The sequence below is a fragment of the Lentzea sp. NPDC055074 genome (assembly GCF_053608005.1).
The window spans coordinates 77,547-97,343 of sequence record NZ_JBSGUQ010000024.1; the positions used below are offsets into that span (position 1 = coordinate 77,547).

The window sequence follows — 19,797 nt, forward strand, 5'->3', positions numbered from 1 at the left end:
GTCCTCACCGGTAGCGCAGGTAGGGCAGGCGGGTGCGGCGGAACTGCTGGAGCTCGTGGTGCCACGCGCCGGTGATCTCGGCCAGGGGAGCCTGGGCGTCGATCATCGTCCGCAGCCGGTCGGAGCCGCTGAGCTTGTCGATCCAGTTGTCGGGGCGCCACGCGAACACGCCGGGGTACAACGACTTCGCGGTGATCAGCATTGCGACGGCGGCCTGGATGGCGTCGAACCTGCGCGGGTCGGTGACGTGCAGGGTGACGCCGCCGCAGGCCTTGCCCTGGAACTTGTTGAACGTGGGCGAGAAGTAGGTCTCGCGGAACTGAACGCCCTGCAGGCGCAGGGCGTTCAGCGCCTCGGCCCAGCGCCAGTCGATGCCCGGCGCGCCCACGGTCTCGAACGGGCGGGTCGTGCCGCGGCCCTCGGACAGGACCGTGCCCTCGAACAGGCACGTGCCGGGGTAGACCAGCGCGGTGTCCTGCGTGGGCATGTTCGGGCTCGGCGGGACCCACGGCAGACCGGTGTCGAGCTGGTTTCGGCGCCAGTTCCGGATGTTGACCACTTCGAGCTCGGTCTTGAGCTCGAACTCGCCCTGGAAGTAGCGGGCCAGTTCGCCGACCGTCATGCCGTGCTGCTGCACGATCGGTTTCAGGCCCACGAACGTCGCGTAGGCCGGGTCGAGCTGCGGGCCGTTCGCGGAGCCACCGATGGGGTTCGGGCGGTCGAGGACGATGAAGTCCAGGCCCTCGGCCGCCTCCATCGCCTGGTACAGCGACCAGATGTAGGTGTAGAAGCGCGCGCCCACGTCCGCGATGTCGAACACGACCGTGTCGATGCCCGCCTTCACGAACATCTGCCTGATCTTCGCGGGACTGGCCTGGTACGTGTCGTAGACCGGGATGCCGGTGCGCGGGTCCGCGTAGTCGCCCTCGGAGCCGCCGGCCTGTGCTGTGCCGCGGAAGCCGTGTTCCGGTCCGAAGACGGCGGTGGGCTTGGCGCCGTGCGCGACCATCGAGTCGACGACGTGCGTCTGGTCCTTGAGGATGCCCGTCGGGTTCGTGAGCACGCCGACCTTGCGGCCCTTGAGCTTGCGCCAGCCGTCCTTCGCGAGCTGCTCGGAGGCGGTGGCGAGCTGCGGGGCCGCGTCGGCCGTGCCGGCGCTTGTCGCGGCGAGGGGAACGGACAGGGCGCCTGCCGCGAGAAAGCTCCGCCTTCTCACCAGGTCACCCCGTGTCCGAACGGGTAGGGGGTCGGGCCCGGCACGTCGACCGGGAGCTTGCCGACCGGCTTGACCTCGCCGAGCAGGACCCTGGCCAGCGCCTCCATCGAGACCGTGGTCGTCGAGTAGGTGGCGAGCCACGTCGTGGCGTTGCTGTGGGCGACGTCGTACGGGTTGGCGGTGGCGGCCGCGACGACGGGCTTGCCGGTGGCGACCAGCTTGTTGATCAGGTCGACCTGGGCGGGCCTGGTGCTCGCGTTGTTCGTCAGCACGACGATCTTGTCCGCGTTCGCCGCGGCGGCCACCGCCTGCTGGACCTGGGCGGCCGTGGGGCTGGTCGAGGTGACGACCTTGGTGCCCTTGAGCCTGGTGGCGAGAGCGCTCGTGGTCGCTTCGCTGGTGCCGACGACCAGGGGAGCGGTGGCGTTGAGCGGGAGCGCCTGGCCGTCGTTGCGGACGACCGTGATGGTGCGGTCGGCGATCTGCTGCGCCGCCTGCGTGTTGGAGCCGACGACCTGGTCGACCTTGTTCACGTCGACCTCGGCGGTGAGCATGACGCCGCGCAGGAGCTTCATCTTGAGGATGCGCAGGACGCTCTGGTCGATGCGCTGCTCGGTGATCTCACCGCTGCGGACGGCCTTGACGACGCTGTCGATCGCGACGCCGAGGTTCGGCGGCATCAGCAGCTGGTCGACGCCCGCCTTGATGGCCAGCACCGGGATCTCCGCGTCGGAGTGCAGCTTGCGGACGCCCGCCATCTCCAGCGAGTCGGTGACGACCACGCCGTCGTACTTCAGCTCGTCGCGCAACAGGCCGGTGATGATCTTCGGGCTGAGTGTGGCCGGGTTGCCCGACGGGTCGATCTGCGGCACCTGGATGTGCGCGGTCATGATCGAGTCGATCTTGGCGGCGATGGCGGCCTTGAACGGCGGCGCGTCGATCTGGCGCCACTGGTCGAGGCTGCGGTTCGAGACCGGCAGGGCGGTATGGCTGTCCTCGGACGTGTCGCCGTGGCCGGGGAAGTGCTTGGCCGTCGAGGTCACCGAGGTCATGTCGAACCAGCGGCGGCCCTCGTAGCCCTTGACCTGGGCGGCGACCATGTCGGCGGCGAGCTTCGGGTCGCTCGAGAAGCTGCGCACGCCGATGATCGGGTTGGCCGGGTTGGAGTTGACGTCCGCGTCCGGCGCGAAGTTCTGGTTGATGCCCATCGCTCGGAGCTCCGAGCCCGTGATGCGGGCGGCCTCCTCGGCGTCCTTCGTGCTCCGGCCCGCGCCGAGGGCCATGTTGCCCGGCAGCTGGGTGGCCGGCGGGCCGATCCGCGTGACGACGCCCATCTCCTGGTCGATCGAGATGAGCAGCGGGATCTTGCTGGCCTTCTGCAGGCCGTTGGAGAGCTCCGCGATCTGCCTGGGGGTGTCGATGTTGTCGCGGCTCGAGTTGTTGAAGTAGATGACGCCGCCGGGCTGGTACTTGCGCACCATGTCCGCGGCCGTCGCCACTCCGAAGTCGGGCTGGTTCTTGGGGTGCGGGACGTCGGCGGCCTGGCCGTTGACGTACGTGACGAAGAGCTGGCCGACCTTCTGTTCCAGCGACATCCCGCGGAGCGTGGTCACCGAGGCGTCCGCTCTCGCCACCGGCGTGAGGGCGACCATGGCTGTGACCAGCGTCAACGCGGCGATTTTCCGCACTTGGAAGTGCCTCCCGGTGATGTTCCCACAGATAACTGGCGTATTTCGCAAGTTACTCACGGCTGCGAGGTGGGTCAACGGGTGGCCATTGTGCCGTTCGGAGGGTTTTCCTCGAAACAAGCAGACGGGGCACCCTCGAGAGGGTGCCCCGTCTTCAGCGCGGGCTTGCGAGTTACCAAGCGTGCAACTCCAGTCGTACAACCCTGGCCTCGGCGTCCGGCGTCCCGGTACGCAGGCCCTAGACGACAAGCCTCCCGCGGCGTGCTGCGCGTGGGTACTCGAAGTCCGCGCACGGAGCTTGGCCGGGGTGGATCCTGACTTCTCTTCGTCTGGTCCCTGGCCGACCCGAGGTCCGCACCACCCATTTAAGTGGGTGGGCCCGGTCACAGCAAGGGCTCGGACGGGTGCACCGTTCAAGCCACGTTCAGTAGTGAAAGTACTGGCGTTTCTGGATTTGTGAGCTCGTGTTCGCGTTCGGGTACCGCCGGGCGGGCGGTGCCGTGCACTCACCGGGGCACCACGTGCGCGGGGTGTTGCCGCTACTCGCCGGTACCCATCACTTCTCGGTGCTCTGTGCCCGCGGGGGCTTGACTTCAGCCGTTGCCGCGCTTGCGGCGCAGGCCGTACCAGGCCGCTCCGGCCGCCGCGACGGCACCGAGGCTGATCGCCGTGACCGCGACCGCCTTGCCCGACGGGGTGGGGATGCGGCCGCGCAGGCTCACCGGGTCGACGAACTGCTGGATCGGCCAGTCCTTCTCGACCGCGATGCGGCGCAGGCCCCGGTCCGGGTTCACGACCGTCGGGTGTCCGACGACCTCGAGCATCGGCAGGTCCGTGACGCTGTCCGAGTAGGCATAGCTCTTCGCGAGGTCGTAGCCGTGCTCGGCGGCGAGCTGCTTGATCATGACCGCCTTGTTGTCGGCGGCGCAGTAGAAGTCGACGTCGCCGGTGTAGCGGCCGTCCAGGATCACCATCTTCGTGCCGACGCTGTAGTCCGCCCCGATCATCTGGGCGATGGGGGCGACCAGCTCCGCGCCGGAAGCGCTGATGATGACGACGTCGTGGCCCTCGGCCTTGTGGTCGGCGATCAACTGCGTCGCCTCTTTGTAGACGAGCGGGTCGACGATGTCGTGCAGCGTCTCGCTGACGATGCTGCGGATCTGCTCGACGTCCCAGCCGGCCGCCAGCGCCGTGATGTGCGCGCGCATGCGGTCCATCTGGTCCGCGTCCGCGCCGGCGAGCATGAACACGAACTGCGCATACGCGCTCTTCAGGACCGCGCGGCGGTTGATCAGCCCCTCCTGGAAGAAGGGTCGGCTGAACGCCAGCGTGCTCGACTTCGCGATCACGGTCTTGTCGAGGTCGAAGAAGGCGGCGATCCGGCTCATGTACATCAGCTTAGGTGTACTCGTCAGTAGGCCGTTCGGGCGGCATTTCGTTCGTGTACGAAACCCTTGTGCGCCACGGTTACCGAAACTTGGCCCTCGGCTGTTGCGGAAGTTGCGCGCGGCACTGGCGCATGGGGATACAGTAGGAGAGTCCGGTTCGACGGACGGGTTCAGTCCGACCCCCCGGGACTGAACCATTGACGACCCCCGTCCCTCCCCCCTGGCGGGGGTCGTCCCATATCCAGACCCCGTTTCCTCGTGGGTGTGACTGGACCTCTGCCTCTCTTCGCGGCCTCGTCTCCGCGGCGTGCGCCCAACCCTCCAGAGTCGCACGAGGGCCCGATAGTTCCGGTCTCCCAAGGCTTCCAAGATCGCGACTTGTCCACAGCCGCTGGTTTGTCCACATGTGGATCTTCACCCCGTTGTGTCGTTCATCACGAGCGGCCACGGTCGATCCATGACCCACCCCATCGCCCTGCTCACGGACCAGGACCTCCTCGACGAGGTCCTCCGAGTGGCCGCCGCGGCCGACTGCCCGCTCTCCTGCGCCCCCGACGTCACCTCCCTGCGCTCGCAGTGGCACACGGCCCCGTTGGTCCTCCTGGACCCGGCAGCGGTCTCCGCCTGCCTGGACGCGGGCTTCCCCCGCCGCACAGGCGTCCTGGTGGTGCACGGAGGCGATCCGCCCTGGGCCCCGGCCGTGGCCCTGGGAGCGGACGGCGTCCTGGAACTCCCGGTGGAGGGCCGCTCCCTGGTGACGGCACTGACCGACCTGGGCGAGGGCCCACCATCGGACCGGGGCAGGGTCGTGTCGTTCATCGGAGGCAGGGGAGGCGCGGGAGCCTCGACCCTGGCCATCGCCTGCGGCCGGGAAGCGGTGGCCCTGGGCGGCGAGGCGATGCTGGTCGACTGCGACCCGCTGGGCGGAGGCATAGACCTGGCCCTGGGCACCGAGTCGGACCAGGGAGCCCGCTGGCCGGGCGTGCACGCCACCGGCGGCAGAGTCCCGATGTCGGCCCTCCGAGCAGCCCTCCCGACCTCGGGCAACCTGAGCGTCCTGGCCTGCGACCGAGCAGCCCCGGACCCAGAACCGGCGGCGGTGGCGGCAGTCCTGGACGCAGGCCGCCGGGCGGGCTGCACGGTGATCTGCGACCTCCCCCGCTTCCCCACACCCTCGGCCTCGGCGGCCCTGGACCGCACAGACCTGACGGTCCTGGTGGTCCCCGCAGAGGTGAGGGCCACAGCGGCAGCCAGCAGGGTGGCCACCCACCTCCTGACGAACGGCCGCAACCTCCGCCTGCTGGTCCGAGGCCCGTCTCCGGGCAACCTCCAGCCGTCCGAGATGGCCGAGGTGATCGGCGTCCCCCTGCTCACCTCGATGCGCCCGGAACCGGGCCTGGCCGAGGTCCTGGAACGGGGCCGCTTCCCGCGCAACCCGAAGGGCCCCCTGGCCACCGCGGCCAGGGTGGTGCTGAAGGAGCTCCGCCCATGACGGCCGCGCCCGTTGTTCTCGACGAGGCCGAGTACCTGGCGCACTGCCCGACAGACCCCGAACCCGAGCCGGCAGACGAAGTCGGCTGCGGCTGCGTGCCGGTGTTCCGCGATGACCCGGTCCCTCCTCCCCGCCCGGCGTCCGAACCTCGTTGCGCTGAAGGGCTTCCGGTCCCAGCCCGCGCGCCACGAGATCCGTTCGCACGGAAGGAGAGCCAGTCGTGATCCTCCTTCGCATCCTCGGCCGGATGCTGCGCAACCTCGTCGTCTACGGCCGCCTCTACCCACCCCGCTACGTCTTCAAGAAGGAACCGAAGTGAACCGCTTCCTCATCTGGTGCCAGGAAACCTGGCTTCGCTTCATGGGCCGCGAGGTCACTTACGGCCGCCACGCCCGCCGCCCGGAGGCAGCGACCTGACCTCGCCGGCGGGGTCGCGTGATCGCCTCGCGGCCCTTTCCGTGCTCCCCGGGGTGACAGCCGCCCCACCGATGCCTTGTCCTAGGAGGAACCCGCCGTGACCATCCGACCTCCCGCATCTCCCCGCACCCAGTCCGCGAGGTGCGTGACATGACCTCCGCCCTGAGACAGCGACCTGACTCCGTCGGTGCGTTCACGTGATCGCCTCGCGGCCCTTCCCGTGCTCCCGGGGTGACAGCCGCCCCACCGATGCCTTGTTCCAGGAGGAATCCGCCGTGGCCACTCGACCTCCCGCGTCTCCCCGCACCCGGTCCGCGAGGTCACGCACGCCCGCCACGCCCGCCGCCCGGAGGCAGCGACCTGACCCCGTCGACGGGTCGCGTGATCGTCCCGCGGCCCTTCCCGTGCTCTCGAAGTGACCGCCGCCCACACCGATGCCCTGTCCCAGGAGGAATCCGCCGTGATCACCCGACCTCCCGCATCTCCCCGCACCCAGTCCGCGAGGTGCGTGACATGACCTCCGCCCTGATCGACCGAGTACGCCATCGCCTGGCCGGCACCGACATGGAGATGACCGCAGCCGTGGTGGCCCACGCGGTCCGCTCCGAAGCAGGCGGCGTCCTGGCCGACTCCGACGTCCTCGAAGCCCTCCAGGTGCTCCGCCAGGAGTTCAGCGGCGCCGGTCCGCTGGACCCGCTGCTGGACGACCCGGGCACCACCGACGTCCTCGTCACCGCGCCCGACCAGGTGTGGGTCGACGGCACGACGGGCCTGCACCGCACCGGCATCACCTTTCCCGACGAGGACGCGGTCCGGCGCCTCGCGCAACGCCTGGCGGTGGCGGCGGGCCGGCGGCTCGACGACGCCTCGCCCTGCGTCGACGGGTGGCTTCCGGGGAGCGGAGTGCGGTTGCACGCGGTGTTGCGGCCCGTAGCGGACAGCACGTGTCTGTCGCTGCGCGTCCTGAGGCCCGCGACCCACGATCTGCGGGCGCTGCAGGAACTCGGCACGTTCGACGCCGAGATCGCGGAGACGTTGCGGCAGATCGTCGGGAAGCGCTTGGCGTTCTTGGTGACCGGCGGGACGGGGTCGGGCAAGACGTCGTTGTTGTCGGCCTTGCTGGGGTGTGTCTCGCCGGCGGAACGCATCGTGTGCGTCGAGGACGCGAGTGAGCTGAACCCCGACCATCCGCAGTTCGTGCGGCTCACCGCGCGGCCGGCGAACGTCGAGGGGGCCGGCGAGGTCACCACCCGGCAGTTGGTGCGGGAGGCGTTGCGGATGCGGCCCGACCGGATCGTGGTCGGCGAGGTGCGCGGAGCCGAGGTGCGGGAGTTGCTCACCTCGTTGAACACCGGGCACGAAGGTGGCGCCGGGACGTTGCACGCCAACTCGCCGGCGGAGGTGCCCGCACGGCTTGAGGCGTTGGGCGCGTTGGGCGGGCTTTCGCCGCAAGCCTTGAGCAGTCAGGTTTCGGCGGCCCTGCGGGTCGTATTGCACATGCGCCGGCACGAGAACCGCAGGTATCTCACCGAAATCGGGGTGTTCGAGCAGGAGCTCAAGGTTCGTCCTGTCTGGACGAGAGAGGCCGGATGGCTGGCGAAGGAGTTGCTGTGCTGAGCCTTCTGCTGCTGGCGACGGCCCTGCTCGTCTGGCCACAACTCAGGTCGATCCGAAGGCTCAGGCCGCAGGCCAGGAGAGAAATCGTTGTACCGCAGTACCTCTGGCTGGCAGCGGCGGCGACGCTGACCTACCTCGTGGCGGGGATCGGCGGACTGATCGCCGGAGCGGTGCTGACGGTGACCGTCCGGAGGATCCTCGAGCGGCACCGGCGAAGCAAGGCGATCAGCCAGGCGACCGAAGCGTTGAGCAGCGGGCTGGGCGGCGTGATCGACGAGCTCCGAGCGGGTGCGCACCCGGCCCAGGCGGCGGAAGGAGCCGCGGCGGACACCCCGGCGCCGGCCAAGGAGATGCTGAGAGCCGCGGCGGCCGCGTCGAGGCTGGGTGGTGACGTGGAGCGGACGTTGCGGGAGATGAAGCCGCCGTTGCTCGGCAAGGCGACCGACCAGTTGGCCAAAGCGTGGCACGTGTCGGCGAAGCACGGGGTGGCGTTGGCGGACGTTCTGGACGCCACCAAGCGCGATCTCGACCAACGGGCGGCGTTCGAGCGGCAGGTGCACGCGCGGATGGCCGGGCCGAGGGCCAGCGCGATGGTGCTGGCGGTGATGCCGGTTCTCGGCGTGTTGCTGGGGGAGTTGAGCGGTGCCAGGCCGTTCCACGTCCTCACCGGCACCGGAGCCGGACAGTTCCTGCTGGCACTGGGCGCGGTGCTCGTCGCGGCAGGGGTGTGGTGGACGCAGCGGATAACGGAGGTCGAGCCGTGACGTTCCTGCTGCTCGCGTTGGCGGTGCTGGTGGCGCCGCCGCCACGACGATCGATTGATCGCTTCAAGCCCAGGGCCCACGACTCGCCGCGCCACGAAGAAGAGCCGGACGGTCCGTTCGAACGGGCCGCGGCCTGGGACCTGCTGGCCGCCTGCCTGAAAGCAGGGTTGCCGGTGCCCACGGCGATCCAGGCCGTCGGGATGAGAGAACTCGCCCAGGTCGCGGAGCTGCTCAGGCTCGGCGCCGACCCGGTCACGGCGTGGGCCTCCGCGCTCGATCGCCCGGAGACGGCACTGCTCGCCAGGGCCGCTCGGCGGACGGCGCGGTCAGGGGCGGCGCTGGCCCGGCAGACCGCCGAGCTCGCCGAGCGGACCAGGGCCGCGGCGGGTGACGACGCCGAGGCCAGGGCGCAGAGGGCCGCGGTCGCGGTGGCCGCGCCGCTCGCACTGTGTTTCCTGCCCGCCTTCCTGTGCCTCGGCGTCGCGCCGGTGGTGCTGGGGCTGGCCGACCAATTCCTTCGATAGGAGAAGCAAATGGAACTGCTGCAGGACGACAGCGGTATGAGCACCGTGGAGTACGCGATCGGGACGTTGGCGGCGGCCGCGCTTGCCGGCCTGCTGTACGTGCTCGTCACCAGCGACTTCATGGTGAAACAGATGGAAGAGCTGATACAGCGTGCGCTCTCTTCGGTCTGACGACCGGGGCATGGTCACGGTCGAGGCGGCGATCGCCGTGTCCGCGTTGTTGGTGGTCATGTGGTTGGGGGCGAACGGGCTGACGGCGGTCACCGAGCAGATGCGGTGCACCGACGCCGCGAGAGAGGCAGCGCGGCTCACGGCACGCGGTGAACGGCAGCGCGGAGAAGAGGCCGTCAGCCGAATCGTGGGTGCTGCCAACGTTGTGATCGACGAACAAGGCGATGCGGTCGAGGTCGTGGTCAGCAAACGCGGGCCGCTGGGCTTACCGCTCACCGCGCGGGCGTTCGCCGTGCCGGAGCCGCGATGAACGGCGAACGGTCCGGTTGCGACCGGGGTTCGGCTGCGGTGAGCGGCGTGGTGGTGATGTTGTCGCTGATCATCGTCGTGGTGGCCGGTGCGCGGGTCGGTTCCGCGGTCGTCGCGAGGCATCGGGTGACCGGTGCGGCCGATTTGGCGGCGCTGGCCGCGGCCGCTCGTCTCGTCGACGGCGAAGAAAGTGCTTGTGAGCAGGCAAAACTCGTCGCATCGGAAAACCGGGCCGAGCTGACGGGCTGCGCGGTGAACGGATGGGAGGTGGTTGTGGAGGTGTCGGCGGTTACGCCGTTCGGCCCGGCGAACGCCCGTGCCAGGGCAGGTCCGGCTGAAGATCGGGCCGTTTGGAGCACGACGAGCGGTCGGCTCACAGCGGTGAGCGGACTCACACTCCTGCCTGGACATGCTGAACGGTGATCGAACCAAACGCGCGGAGTTCAGTTGCTCGGTCACGCAAAGGACGTTCGCCGTTCCGTAGCTACCAGTTGTCGAGCGGGGGTTACGGAGGCTGGTGCCGGTGTCGTTAGTTGTAGTGGCGGCACCGACGCGGTGTCCCTACGAACACCGGCACCACGTTGATGTCGAGTCAGAGCCTGGGAAGAAGGCGACGGAAGATGGATTGGTCGGACAGCTGGCGCGGGGCCTTCCGCATCGAACTGCGTGCCGAGGCCGTGAGCCTCGCGTACCGCGGTTGGCCTGTCCTGCCCGGCACCTACCCGGCCGGTTCTGAGAACGGCGTCACGAAGTGGGCGGGCCGCAGCGGCCTCGAGCTCCACGGCCCCATCCCCGTGCACCGCGACTGGGTGGACCGCATCGGGACCAGCCCCGACCAGGTCGCCACGTGGTGGGCGGGCCGTTCGTACAGCCTTCTCGTCGCCACCGGCCACGTGGTGGACGCGATCGAGGTCGGCACCGACCTCGGCCGTCGCGCGGCCGTCGCACTGCGGCAGATCGGTGTTCCCGTGCCGATCGCCGCGACCCCGTCCGGCCGCTGGATGTTCCTCGTCAAGTCCGGCTCGACCCTCAACACCGAGCTGGCCAACAACGCGGACGTGCACCTCTACGGCAAGGGCGAGTACATCCCGCTGCCTCCCACCACCATGACGCACGGTGTCGTGCACTGGCGGGTCAAGCCGCAGGTCTGCGGCTGGAACCTGCCGGACGCGCACGTCGTGCAGGACGCACTCGTCGCGGCCGTGCACGCCCCGGCGAGCTACCAGCTCGAAACCGTCTGACACACAACTAAAAGCCCGGCCGTGTTGGGTGTCGTCGTGGACTCTCCCCGACAACCCCGAAGGCGATGCCCTGCACGGCCGTTCCACCAAGCCCGGTCCGATGACCGGCCTCCGCACCCCGCACGTCGGGGGCCGGCAGAGGATCGGGCGAAAAGCCGAACACGCACCCCGAAGGACAGCCTCCCGCACCAGTGACCGGACCGAGGACGTTAGTGGCAGAGCACCAGCTCTGCCGCGGTCGGTGAAGCCGGCTCCTCCCCGGAGTTCGTCAGAAGACAGTCGACACCGTCGCCTCCCGCGTGTCCTGTCGAGACGAACGAACCAGATTCCACCGATGTTCCAAGGGATCCGGTCACGAAGCGGTAGCAGGCGGGAACACAGTGTTCGGCACGTGGAGAGCGCGGCGGGGGTACCCGTGAGCCCCCGCCGCGCCCACGAAAGCTAGAACCGGAGTCCCTCCGCGTAGACGGAGAAAGCCAGGGTCTCCTCCATGGATCCGGGCCGCGGTACCGCATCGGCGTCCCAGCCGAGGTCCCGGTCCTGCAAGACCTGCTCGATCAGCGGGTGCCACCGCTGATCGAGCATTTTCTTCGCCCACACCAGGGCGCCGCGCTTGGACTCCACTTCTCCCGTGTGGATGGTGTAGAGCGTGCGGCAGTAGGCCGAGACGATGTAGCGCTGCGACCAGGCGTTGCCCATCGGCGCCCACTCGCGGATGCCGTCGAGCACGTGCGGCAGCTCGGCCCGCATCGACGAGCGCAGCACGGACGCGGGCACCTCGTCGACGAGCGACGTGATCGGCGGACCGTCCAGCACGATGCCGTGGTGGCGCAGGATCCAGCGGGCGTGCGGGCTGTTGCAGTGCAGGTCCCACACCAGGGTGCGCGTGCCGTGGTCGTTGAACAGCCACGGAACCCCGAGGCCCGCCACCGAACGCAGCGACTCCACGTCCGCGTAGGAGCCCTCGATCTCGGTCGACCAGCGGCCGGGACGGGTCGGGAGCTCGTCGTGCAGGGCGCGCAACCCGGCTTCGCGATCGCCGGACGGGAGTTCGGTGCAGGCGACGATGAAGTCGCAGTCGCTGTGGACGTCGCCGGCGCCCAGGGCGAACGAACCCTGGAGGTACGTGCCGACGTAGGTGGGGCCGAGGATCTCGCGCTGGGACGCGACGAGGTCGGCGAGCAGTGCGTTCAGGTCGGAAAAGGGCGTGAACAAGGCAACTCCTGAAGAACCCGTGGCCGAGGTGGACGAGGGCGCGGCGGAGCCTCGACCGCGCGAGCGCGCGTCAGGTCGAGGGGCAGGCCGCGCGGAACGCACGACGGGCATCGGGCTCGTCGCGCACGAAGGCGCGACGGAGATCCGGCCCGCCGTGCACACGGGCACGACGGCATCCAGCTCGCCGTGCGCAAGGGCACGACGGGCATCCGGCTCGTCGCGCCTAGGAGCGACGGGTCCGGTCAGCGGCGTAGCAGCTGCTTGCGGTCACACCACCAAAGTAGCCGGGCGCGGGCCACCCGGTCAGGCGATTTTGCCGAGCACCACGTCCAGCACCAGCACCGCACCGGCCTTGTCCAGCGGGTCGTTGCCGTTGCCGCACTTGGGCGACTGCACGCACGACGGGCAGCCCATCGGGCACGAACAGGCGCTGATCGCCGCCCGCGTCGCCGAGAGCCACGCCCTCAACGCCGAGTGGCCCCGGTCGGCGAAGCCCGCCCCGCCGGGGTGGCCGTCGTGCACGAACACCGTCGGCATCCCCGTGTCCGGGTGCGCGGCCGTCGACACCCCGCCGATGTCCCACCTGTCACACGTCGCGAACAGCGGCAGCAGACCGATCGCCGCGTGTTCGGCGGCGTGCAGGGCGCCGGGGACGCGTTGGGCCTCGACACCCGCGGCGAGCAGCAGTGACTCGTCGACCGTGTACCAGACGGCTCGGGTCCGCAGCGTCTGCTCGGGCAGGTCGAGCGGGATCTGGTCGAGCACCACGCCGGACGGCAGGCGGCGCAGGTAGCCGACGACCTGGGTCGTCACCTCCACCTCACCGAGCGACACGGACACGCCGCCGAAGTCGGTGCGTTCCACCTCGCGCACCACGGTGATGTCGACGCAGTCGCGCGGCTGTGTCGTCCACTCCGGGTCTTCGCGGTGCACCATCGCGAGGCCGCTGTCCAGGTCGAGCTCGTCGACGACGTACGCGCGGCCCTGGTGCAGGTACACGGCACCGGGGTGCACCTGCCAGCACGCCGAGCCGGGGTCGACCGTGCCGAGCATGCGGCCCGAGTCCGCCTCCACGACGGCCACCTGGTCGCCGCCGGAACCGCGGATGTCCACACCGGCGTGCGGCCTGTCGTGCGACGCCCAGTACCAGCCGGCAGGGCGCTTGCGCAGCAGTTTCTCCGCCACCAGCTCGGCCAGGACGGCCTCCGCCAGCGGGCCGCCGAAGTCGGGGAGGCAGGCCGGGGTCAGCGGCATCTCGGACGCCGCGCACGCCAGCTGCGGGCCCAGCACGTACGGGTTCAGCGGGTCGAGCACCGTCGCCTCGACCGGGCGGTCCAGCACCGCGGCCGGGTTGTGCACCAGGTACGTGTCCAACGGGTCGTCGCGCGCCACGAAGACGACCAGCGCGCTGTCGCCCGACCGGCCCGCACGGCCCGCCTGCTGCCAGAACGACGCCAGAGTCCCGGGGAAACCGGCCACCACCACCGCATCCAGGCCGGCGATGTCGACACCGAGCTCCAGCGCGTTCGTGGTCGCCACCCCGAGCAGGTCGCCCGTGGACAGCGCCTTCTCGAGCGCGCGCCGCTCCTCCGGCAGGAACCCGCCCCGGTACGCGGCCACGCGGGGCGGCAGCTCACCGTCTACTTCGGACAGAATGCGCTGGGTGCCCAGCGCCGTGAGCTCGGCACCCCGGCGTGACCGCACGAAGGCCAGCGAGCGCGCGCCCTCGATGACCAGGTCGGCGAGGATCCGCGACGTCTCCGCGCCCGCCGACCGCCGGACCGGCGCGCCGTTCTCACCCTCCAGAGAGGTCAGCGGGGGTTCCCACAACGCGACCGTGCGCGACGCACGCGGCGAAAAGTCGTCCACGACAGCGGAAACGGGGACGCCGAGCAATCGTTCGGCGGACCCAGAAGGATCAGCCACTGTGGCCGATGCCAAAACGAAGATCGGATCCGCGCCGTATTTCCGCGCGACCCTTCGCAGCCTGCGCATCAACAACGCCACGTGCGAACCGAAAACGCCGCGGTAGGAATGGCACTCGTCGATCACCACGTACTTCAGCCGCCGGAAGAACCGCAGCCATTTCGGGTGCTGCGGAAGGATTCCGCGGTGCAGCATGTCCGGGTTGGTGAAGACCCAGTTCGCGTGGGCCTTGACCCAGTCGCGTTCGGCCATCGGGGTGTCACCGTCGTAGGCCGACGCGCGCACGCCCTTGATCCCCAGTTCCTCGAGCGACCGGAGCTGGTCCGCCCCAAGGGCTTTGGTCGGGGACAGGTAGAGCGCGGTGGCCTTCGTGTCCGCCAAAAGAGTGGAAAGCACCGGCAACTGGTAGGCAAGTGACTTGCCCGACGCCGTGCCCGTCGCGAGGACCACGTGCTGCCCGGAGAACGCCAGCGACGCCGCCTCGACCTGGTGCCGCCACGGCTCGCGCACCCCCGTCTCGACGAACGCCTCGACGACCGCGGGAGCCGTCCACGCAGGCCACTCCACGTGATCTGCCTGCCGCAACGGCAGATCACGTGCGTGCGTGAGGGGTGACTCCCCGGCGGGCACTCCCGCCAGCACGCGGTCCAGCAGCCGCCGTCCCTGATCCACCACGAGGCCGAGCTTCGCATACACCACCGACAGTCCCGGCCGGGCCATGCTCGACTTCCTGCGCAGATAACGGTGTGTGCACGGATCGGGACGTTTCGTTGCCTCGTTGCAACCAACCCCTAGACTCCCCGCTCATCGCATCCAATGAGGGATGCGTCACGTCGCGCTGGGCGGCTGGTCTGCCTTGGCGCTGCACATGGCAACTCACCAGGAGGACGGATGTCCCGGCAATTCCTCGCGGAGGGCCTCGAGCTCTCCGGGGGTGATCGCGGCGTCGTAGCCGTGGTCGCCGTGGTCGCCCTGGCTGCTCTCGCCGTCGGGTACGTGCTGCTCAAGGAGGTGCTGGCCGCCGGCCAGGGCACCGACAAGATGCAGGACATCGCCAAGGCGGTTCAGGAGGGCGCAGCGGCCTACCTCAACCGGCAGTTCCGCACGCTCGGCATTTTTGTCGTGATCGTGTTCGTACTGCTGTTCGCGCTCCCGGCAGATGATTTGGCCGAGCGAATCGGTCGATCTTTGTTCTTCATCGTCGGTGCGGCGTTCTCGGCGACCATCGGCTACCTGGGCATGTGGTTGTCCACACGCGCCAACGTGCGTGTCGCGGCCGCCGCGAACGAAGAAGGCGGTCGTGAAAAGGCGACGCGCATCGCGTTCCGCACTGGTGGTGTGGTCGGCATGACCACGGTCGGTCTCGGCCTCTTCGGTGCGGCGCTCGTCGTGTTCGTCTACACGGGTCAGGCCCCGAAGGTCCTGGAGGGCTTCGGTTTCGGTGCGGCGCTGCTCGCGATGTTCATGCGTGTCGGTGGCGGCATCTTCACCAAGGCCGCGGACGTCGGCGCCGACCTGGTCGGCAAGGTCGAGCAGGGCATCCCCGAGGACGACCCCCGCAACGCCGCCACGATCGCGGACAACGTGGGTGACAACGTCGGTGACTGCGCCGGCATGGCCGCGGACCTCTTCGAGTCCTACGCCGTCACCCTGGTGGCGTCGCTGATCCTCGGCACCGTCGCGTTCGGTGTGCAGGGCCTGCTGTTCCCGCTGATCGTTCCCGCGATCGGTGTGCTGACCGCGATCATCGGCGTGTACACGACGAAGGCGAAGGCGGGCGAGAACGGCCTCGCGGCCATCAACCGCTCCTTCTACATCTCCGCGGTCATCTCCGCGGTGCTGTGCACCATCGCGGCGTTCGCCTACCTGCCGAGCTCCTTCTCCGACCTCAGGGGCATCAGTGACGCGGTGAAGGCCACCAGCGGCAACCCGGCGCTGATCGCGTCCGTCGCGGTGATCATCGGCATCGTGCTGGCCGGCGTCATCCTCTGGCTGACCGGCTACTACACCGGCACCGAGCACAAGCCGGTCCAGGAGGTCGGCCAGACCTCGCTGACCGGTGCGGCCACGGTGATCCTGTCCGGCATCTCGGTCGGTTTCGAGTCGGCCGTCTACACCGCGCTCGTGATCGGTGCCGCCGTGTACGGCGCGTTCCTGCTCTCCGGTTCGGTCGTCATCGCTCTGTTCGCGATCGCGCTCGCCGGTTGTGGTCTGCTCACGACCGTCGGCGTCATCGTCGCGATGGACACCTTCGGCCCGGTCTCGGACAACGCGCAGGGCATCGCCGAGATGTCCGGTGACGTGCACGGCGAGGGCGCGCAGATCCTCACCGAGCTCGACGCGGTCGGCAACACCACCAAGGCCATCACCAAGGGCATCGCGATCGCGACGGCAGTGCTCGCCGCGACGGCGCTGTTCGGGTCCTACAAGGACGCGATCGACCAGGCCGTGGCCAAGGTCGGCAACCTCGCCGGCGACCTGCCGATCTCGTTCACGAACGTCGTGTTCAGCCCGAACGTGCTCGTCGGTGTCGCCATCGGCGCGGCCGTCGTGTTCATGTTCTCGGGCCTCGCGGTCAACGCCGTGACGCGCGCCGCCGGTGCCATCGTGTTCGAGGTGCGCCGTCAGTTCCGCGAGAACCCGGGCATCATGGACTACTCGGTGAAGCCGGAGTACGGCCGTGTCGTCGACATCTGCACCAGGGACTCGCTGCGCGAGCTCGCGACCCCCGGCCTGATGGCCGTGCTCGCCCCGGTCGCCGTCGGCTTCGGTCTCGGCGTCGGCCCGCTGGCCGGTTACCTCGCGGGTGCGATCGCGACCGGCACGCTCATGGCGGTCTTCCTGGCCAACTCCGGTGGTGCCTGGGACAACGCCAAGAAGCTGGTCGAGGACGGCAACCACGGTGGCAAGGGCTCCGACGCCCACGCCGCCACGGTCATCGGTGACACCGTCGGCGACCCGTTCAAGGACACCGCCGGTCCGGCCATCAACCCGCTGATCAAGGTCATGAACCTGGTCTCGGTGCTGATCGCGCCCGCCATCGTCACCTTCTCCATCGGTGACAGCGCGTCCGACCCGATCCGCATCGCGATCGCGGTCGTCGCGGCACTGATCATCGTCGCCGCGGTGGTCGTGTCGAAGCGTCGCGGAACGTCGATCACGGACACCCCCGCGGAGGTCGTGAGCAACGGCGCCGCGTAGTTCCGGCACCTCTGGTCGGGGTACGTTCGGGTCTTCCCCCGACGTACCCCGACCGAGGAGTTCCGACATGAGGCGCAGCCTCGTCGCCACCGCCGCTGTAGCCGCCCTCGCGCTGGCCGGGTGCACCAACGGCGGCAACTCCGGCACTTCACCGACGCCCACCAGCGGCGCGGCCGACGCCGCCGCCGTCGCCTACATGGACAAGGTGTGCGGCGCCGCCTCCGAGTTCGCCAAGATCGAGAAGACCGCTCCCAAGGTCGACCCCGGCGACCCCGGCAAGCTCAAGGCCGAGATGGCCGCGTACATGGGCCAGCTCGCCGACGCCTTCGCGAAGTCGGCCGAGGGCCTGAAGAACGTCGGCCCGTCGCCCGTCGCGGGTGGTGAGCAGGCCGTCACCAAGATGGGCGAGACGTTCACCTCGCTCAGCACCGTCTTCGCCGACGCCAAGGTCAAGGTCGAGCAGGCGGACGCGAACAACGCCACCGGGGGCCTCCAGGCCGCCGGAGAGGCCATCGCCAAGCTCTCCGAGCTCGCGGACCCGTTGCGCGACCTCAAGGACGTCCCGGAGCTGCAGAAGGCCACGCAGTCCGCGCAGAAGTGCCAGGAGATGCAGCGCCTCAACGTCACGCCGACGAGCTGACCGAGGCCGTCCGGAGTAACTTCCGGCCCATGCGCCGCACTCTCATCGCAGTCATGACGAGCTGCCTGCTCGCGGTCACCGCGTGCAGCAGCGGAGGTTCACCCGCACCCGCCGCCAGCGAGGCGGACGTGGTGGCGTGGATGGACAAGGTCTGCGGCGCCGTCGACGGCACCGTGAAGGCCATGTCGGACGAGCCGCCGATCGACATGACGGACCCGTCGAAGCTCAAGACGGGCCTGTCGGACTGGCTCGGTTCGAAGGTCTCCGCGGTCGACAAGTCGATCGCGGACCTCAAGGGGCTCGAGGACGGTCCCCACCCGAAGTCGAAGGAGCTCGCCACCGCCGCGCAGGACGGCATGGGCCAGATCAGGACCCTGCTCGCGGACACCAGGTCGAAGCTGGACTCGTCGACCGACTCGACCCAGGTCGTCACCGCCTTCACCGAGATGGTCGGAAAGGCGAGCGAACTGGAGAAGGCGGGCGCCGACGTGCAGAAGAAGTTCGACGAGACGGGCCTCGCGGGAGCGGCGCAGAAGGCGTCGAACTGCAAGGGCCTGCAGGCGTCACCGCCCAGCTCCTGACCAGCTGCTATAGGCCGACCGGGTCGCTCGAACGGGTACTGTTCGGGCGGCCCGGTCCGCTGTTGGAGACTGGTCCTCGTGAGGCCACCCCTGCTCGCCGCCGTGCTGACCGCCGCCGCTGTGCTCACCGCCTGCGGAACGGACGCCGACAAGCCGATCACCGACGCGCAGAGCCAGTGGGTCGACGCCTTCTGCGGCGGTGTCCTGCCGGGCCTGGAAGCGGGCCTGGAGCTGCGCGCACTGGACCCGGCGAACGTCCCCGAGGTCAAGGCGGCGTACCTGAGGCTCGTCGAGGCCAACACCACCGCGTTCACCGCGGCCGGGAAGAAGCTGAAGGAGCTCGGCGCACCCGAGGACGACCTGAAGGCCGTCCACGAGCGGCTGCTGAAGTTCGTCGACGAGTCCGCGAGGTCGTACGGGAACGCGCAGGCCCCCGTCCAGAAGCTGGAACCTGATGCCCGGTTCCTGGAAGGCGCCGAGAAGGCGTTGACCGACACGAACGTCGTGACCAGCCCGGAAGACCTCCGCGCCACGTTCCAGGAGCTGCAGAAGCGGCCGAAGTACTCCGACGCGCTGGGCCGGTCGAAGCCCTGCCTGGAGATCAGGTCCAAGGGCCAGGAGCTCGGCCAGCCCCAGTAGTTCGACCGGCGTGGTCACACACGCACCACTGGTCACAGTCGAACGTGTGTTCTACCCTGTTGGCCGTGGTTGGGCAGCTGTCCTTCTTCTCGGCCGAGGCGCGCAGCCCGGCCAAGGCGGACCTCGCCGGCTTCCTCTGCGGGCCGGGTCAGGCCGTCAGCTTCGCGCGCGGCACGGCCGCCCGCGTGTACACCGAGCTGCGCGACGACTGGCGGCTGCGTCCCCTCAAGCAGGCCTGCGCCGAGCGCGGCGTCACCACCGAGCTGTGCGTCAACGAGGCGGGCACGCACTTCGTCCGCACGCCGTTCCGCACGGATCTCACCCCTCTGGCCGCCCGCTGGCTGGACGGATCCGTCAAGAAGGTGCCCGCGGACTTCGAGCTGAACGGAGCAGTGCTGCGCGTCTGGGCGCTCGCCGCGGGCAGCTGGATGGAGTCCGCCTACCTGCTCGGTTTGGACCCCAACGCACCGCAGACACACCTGCCGTTGCAAAATGCCCTGCTCGCATCCGGACTTCCGTGCACCCTGGTAGGGGCACCGGCGTTGCGGGTGACCGGCCGGCGACGGCTGGCGCGGCTCGCTGAGCTGGTCGGAAGCCCTCCGCAGGGAGTGGCGATGAGCACCTGGCCGGCGGCCTGAGCGGGCGGTCCGGCAAGGTTGTGTCACTCTGTCTCGTCGTACAGGCGTCGCAGACACACGACGGATGGTGTGCTTTTCGGCCGACGCTGGGCAACACTGGCGGGCCTGGGAACCGGGTTTGGAAGAGAGC

General features: G+C 69.5%; 18 protein-coding genes. 13 read left to right on the forward strand and 5 right to left on the reverse strand.

Features of this window, described 5'->3' with window-relative positions; translation table 11 throughout:
* Positions 1 to 4: 4 nt before the first annotated feature.
* The 3 genes from ACWF7A_RS38320 to ACWF7A_RS38330 form a co-directional block, all read right to left on the reverse strand.
* Positions 5 to 1,216 carry an exo-beta-N-acetylmuramidase NamZ family protein gene (locus tag ACWF7A_RS38320; RefSeq protein ID WP_452255391.1) on the reverse strand — a complete coding sequence of 404 codons (1,212 nt, stop codon included), beginning with the start codon at positions 1,214 to 1,216 and terminating at the stop codon, positions 5 to 7.
* The gene (locus tag ACWF7A_RS38325; RefSeq protein ID WP_452255456.1) at positions 1,213 to 2,868 is read right to left on the reverse strand and encodes a glycoside hydrolase family 3 protein; all 1,656 of its coding nucleotides are present in this window, start codon (positions 2,866 to 2,868) and stop codon (positions 1,213 to 1,215) included. The genes ACWF7A_RS38320 and ACWF7A_RS38325 overlap by 4 nt, the downstream gene beginning before the upstream one ends.
* A 629-nt stretch (positions 2,869 to 3,497) precedes the next feature.
* A complete protein-coding gene (locus ACWF7A_RS38330) occupies positions 3,498 to 4,292 on the reverse strand; it encodes an HAD-IB family hydrolase (protein ID WP_452255392.1) in 795 nt (264 codons plus the stop codon).
* A gap of 457 nt (positions 4,293 to 4,749) precedes the next feature.
* Here ACWF7A_RS38330 and ssd point away from each other — a divergent pair, with 457 nt between their 5' ends.
* The 8 genes from ssd to ACWF7A_RS38370 all read left to right on the forward strand — a co-directional run bounded on the left by ssd (position 4,750) and on the right by ACWF7A_RS38370 (position 10,827).
* Positions 4,750 to 5,784, forward strand: coding sequence for a septum site-determining protein Ssd (ssd, locus tag ACWF7A_RS38335; RefSeq protein ID WP_452255393.1), 1,035 nt, complete (start codon positions 4,750 to 4,752; stop codon positions 5,782 to 5,784).
* A 930-nt stretch (positions 5,785 to 6,714) separates the two neighbouring features.
* A complete protein-coding gene (locus ACWF7A_RS38340) occupies positions 6,715 to 7,818 on the forward strand; it encodes a TadA family conjugal transfer-associated ATPase (protein WP_452255394.1) in 1,104 nt (367 codons plus the stop codon).
* Positions 7,812 to 8,582, forward strand: coding sequence for a type II secretion system F family protein (locus tag ACWF7A_RS38345; RefSeq protein WP_452255395.1), 771 nt, complete (start codon positions 7,812 to 7,814; stop codon positions 8,580 to 8,582). The genes ACWF7A_RS38340 and ACWF7A_RS38345 overlap by 7 nt, the downstream gene beginning before the upstream one ends.
* Positions 8,579 to 9,106: a type II secretion system F family protein gene (locus tag ACWF7A_RS38350; protein ID WP_452255396.1), complete on the forward strand. Its 528-nt coding sequence runs from the start codon at positions 8,579 to 8,581 to the stop codon at positions 9,104 to 9,106. Before ACWF7A_RS38345 ends, ACWF7A_RS38350 begins: the two co-directional genes overlap by 4 nt.
* Before the next feature lie 9 nt (positions 9,107 to 9,115).
* Positions 9,116 to 9,277 (forward strand): DUF4244 domain-containing protein, encoded by a 162-nt coding sequence (locus ACWF7A_RS38355; RefSeq protein ID WP_452255397.1) that lies wholly within the window; start codon positions 9,116 to 9,118, stop codon positions 9,275 to 9,277.
* Positions 9,278 to 9,287: 10 nt separating this feature from the next.
* Positions 9,288 to 9,587 (forward strand): TadE family type IV pilus minor pilin, encoded by a 300-nt coding sequence (locus tag ACWF7A_RS38360; RefSeq protein ID WP_452255398.1) that lies wholly within the window; start codon positions 9,288 to 9,290, stop codon positions 9,585 to 9,587.
* Positions 9,584 to 10,009 (forward strand): Rv3654c family TadE-like protein, encoded by a 426-nt coding sequence (locus ACWF7A_RS38365; RefSeq protein WP_452255399.1) that lies wholly within the window; start codon positions 9,584 to 9,586, stop codon positions 10,007 to 10,009. The genes ACWF7A_RS38360 and ACWF7A_RS38365 overlap by 4 nt, the downstream gene beginning before the upstream one ends.
* A gap of 197 nt (positions 10,010 to 10,206) precedes the next feature.
* The gene (locus tag ACWF7A_RS38370) at positions 10,207 to 10,827 is read left to right on the forward strand and encodes a bifunctional DNA primase/polymerase (RefSeq protein WP_452255400.1); all 621 of its coding nucleotides are present in this window, start codon (positions 10,207 to 10,209) and stop codon (positions 10,825 to 10,827) included.
* 441 nt (positions 10,828 to 11,268) lie between these two features.
* Here ACWF7A_RS38370 and ACWF7A_RS38375 read toward each other — a convergent pair whose 3' ends face one another.
* Entirely contained in the window at positions 11,269 to 12,042 is a 774-nt protein-coding gene (locus ACWF7A_RS38375) for an aminoglycoside adenylyltransferase domain-containing protein (protein ID WP_452255401.1), read from the reverse strand.
* A 303-nt stretch (positions 12,043 to 12,345) separates the two neighbouring features.
* Positions 12,346 to 14,688: a DEAD/DEAH box helicase gene (locus ACWF7A_RS38380; RefSeq protein WP_452255402.1), complete on the reverse strand. Its 2,343-nt coding sequence runs from the start codon at positions 14,686 to 14,688 to the stop codon at positions 12,346 to 12,348.
* A 171-nt stretch (positions 14,689 to 14,859) separates the two neighbouring features.
* Here ACWF7A_RS38380 and ACWF7A_RS38385 point away from each other — a divergent pair, with 171 nt between their 5' ends.
* The 5 genes from ACWF7A_RS38385 (at position 14,860) to ACWF7A_RS38405 (ending at position 19,667) form a co-directional block, all read left to right on the forward strand.
* Positions 14,860 to 17,169, forward strand: coding sequence for a sodium-translocating pyrophosphatase (locus ACWF7A_RS38385; protein ID WP_452255403.1), 2,310 nt, complete (start codon positions 14,860 to 14,862; stop codon positions 17,167 to 17,169).
* Between the two features lie 67 nt (positions 17,170 to 17,236).
* Entirely contained in the window at positions 17,237 to 17,809 is a 573-nt protein-coding gene (locus ACWF7A_RS38390) for a hypothetical protein (protein ID WP_452255404.1), read from the forward strand.
* A 29-nt stretch (positions 17,810 to 17,838) separates the two neighbouring features.
* Entirely contained in the window at positions 17,839 to 18,390 is a 552-nt protein-coding gene (locus ACWF7A_RS38395; RefSeq protein ID WP_452255405.1) for a hypothetical protein, read from the forward strand.
* 78 nt (positions 18,391 to 18,468) lie between these two features.
* The gene (locus tag ACWF7A_RS38400; protein WP_452255406.1) at positions 18,469 to 19,029 is read left to right on the forward strand and encodes a hypothetical protein; all 561 of its coding nucleotides are present in this window, start codon (positions 18,469 to 18,471) and stop codon (positions 19,027 to 19,029) included.
* Between the two features lie 65 nt (positions 19,030 to 19,094).
* Complete coding sequence (locus tag ACWF7A_RS38405) at positions 19,095 to 19,667, forward strand: hypothetical protein (RefSeq protein ID WP_452255407.1); 573 nt, start codon at positions 19,095 to 19,097, stop codon at positions 19,665 to 19,667.
* Positions 19,668 to 19,797 lie beyond the last annotated feature (130 nt).

Coding starts and splice junctions, on each gene's coding strand:
- ACWF7A_RS38325 (WP_452255456.1), bottom strand. CDS start 2,868: ATGGTCGCCCTCACGCCGGTGGCGAGAGCGGACGCCTCGGTGACCACG.
- ACWF7A_RS38330 (WP_452255392.1), bottom strand. CDS start 4,292: ATGAGCCGGATCGCCGCCTTCTTCGACCTCGACAAGACCGTGATCGCG.
- ssd (WP_452255393.1), top strand. CDS start 4,750: ATGACCCACCCCATCGCCCTGCTCACGGACCAGGACCTCCTCGACGAG.
- ACWF7A_RS38340 (WP_452255394.1), top strand. CDS start 6,715: ATGACCTCCGCCCTGATCGACCGAGTACGCCATCGCCTGGCCGGCACC.
- ACWF7A_RS38355 (WP_452255397.1), top strand. CDS start 9,116: ATGGAACTGCTGCAGGACGACAGCGGTATGAGCACCGTGGAGTACGCG.
- ACWF7A_RS38360 (WP_452255398.1), top strand. CDS start 9,288: ATGGTCACGGTCGAGGCGGCGATCGCCGTGTCCGCGTTGTTGGTGGTC.
- ACWF7A_RS38365 (WP_452255399.1), top strand. CDS start 9,584: ATGAACGGCGAACGGTCCGGTTGCGACCGGGGTTCGGCTGCGGTGAGC.
- ACWF7A_RS38370 (WP_452255400.1), top strand. CDS start 10,207: ATGGATTGGTCGGACAGCTGGCGCGGGGCCTTCCGCATCGAACTGCGT.
- ACWF7A_RS38380 (WP_452255402.1), bottom strand. CDS start 14,688: ATGGCCCGGCCGGGACTGTCGGTGGTGTATGCGAAGCTCGGCCTCGTG.
- ACWF7A_RS38385 (WP_452255403.1), top strand. CDS start 14,860: ATGTCCCGGCAATTCCTCGCGGAGGGCCTCGAGCTCTCCGGGGGTGAT.
- ACWF7A_RS38390 (WP_452255404.1), top strand. CDS start 17,237: ATGAGGCGCAGCCTCGTCGCCACCGCCGCTGTAGCCGCCCTCGCGCTG.
- ACWF7A_RS38395 (WP_452255405.1), top strand. CDS start 17,839: ATGCGCCGCACTCTCATCGCAGTCATGACGAGCTGCCTGCTCGCGGTC.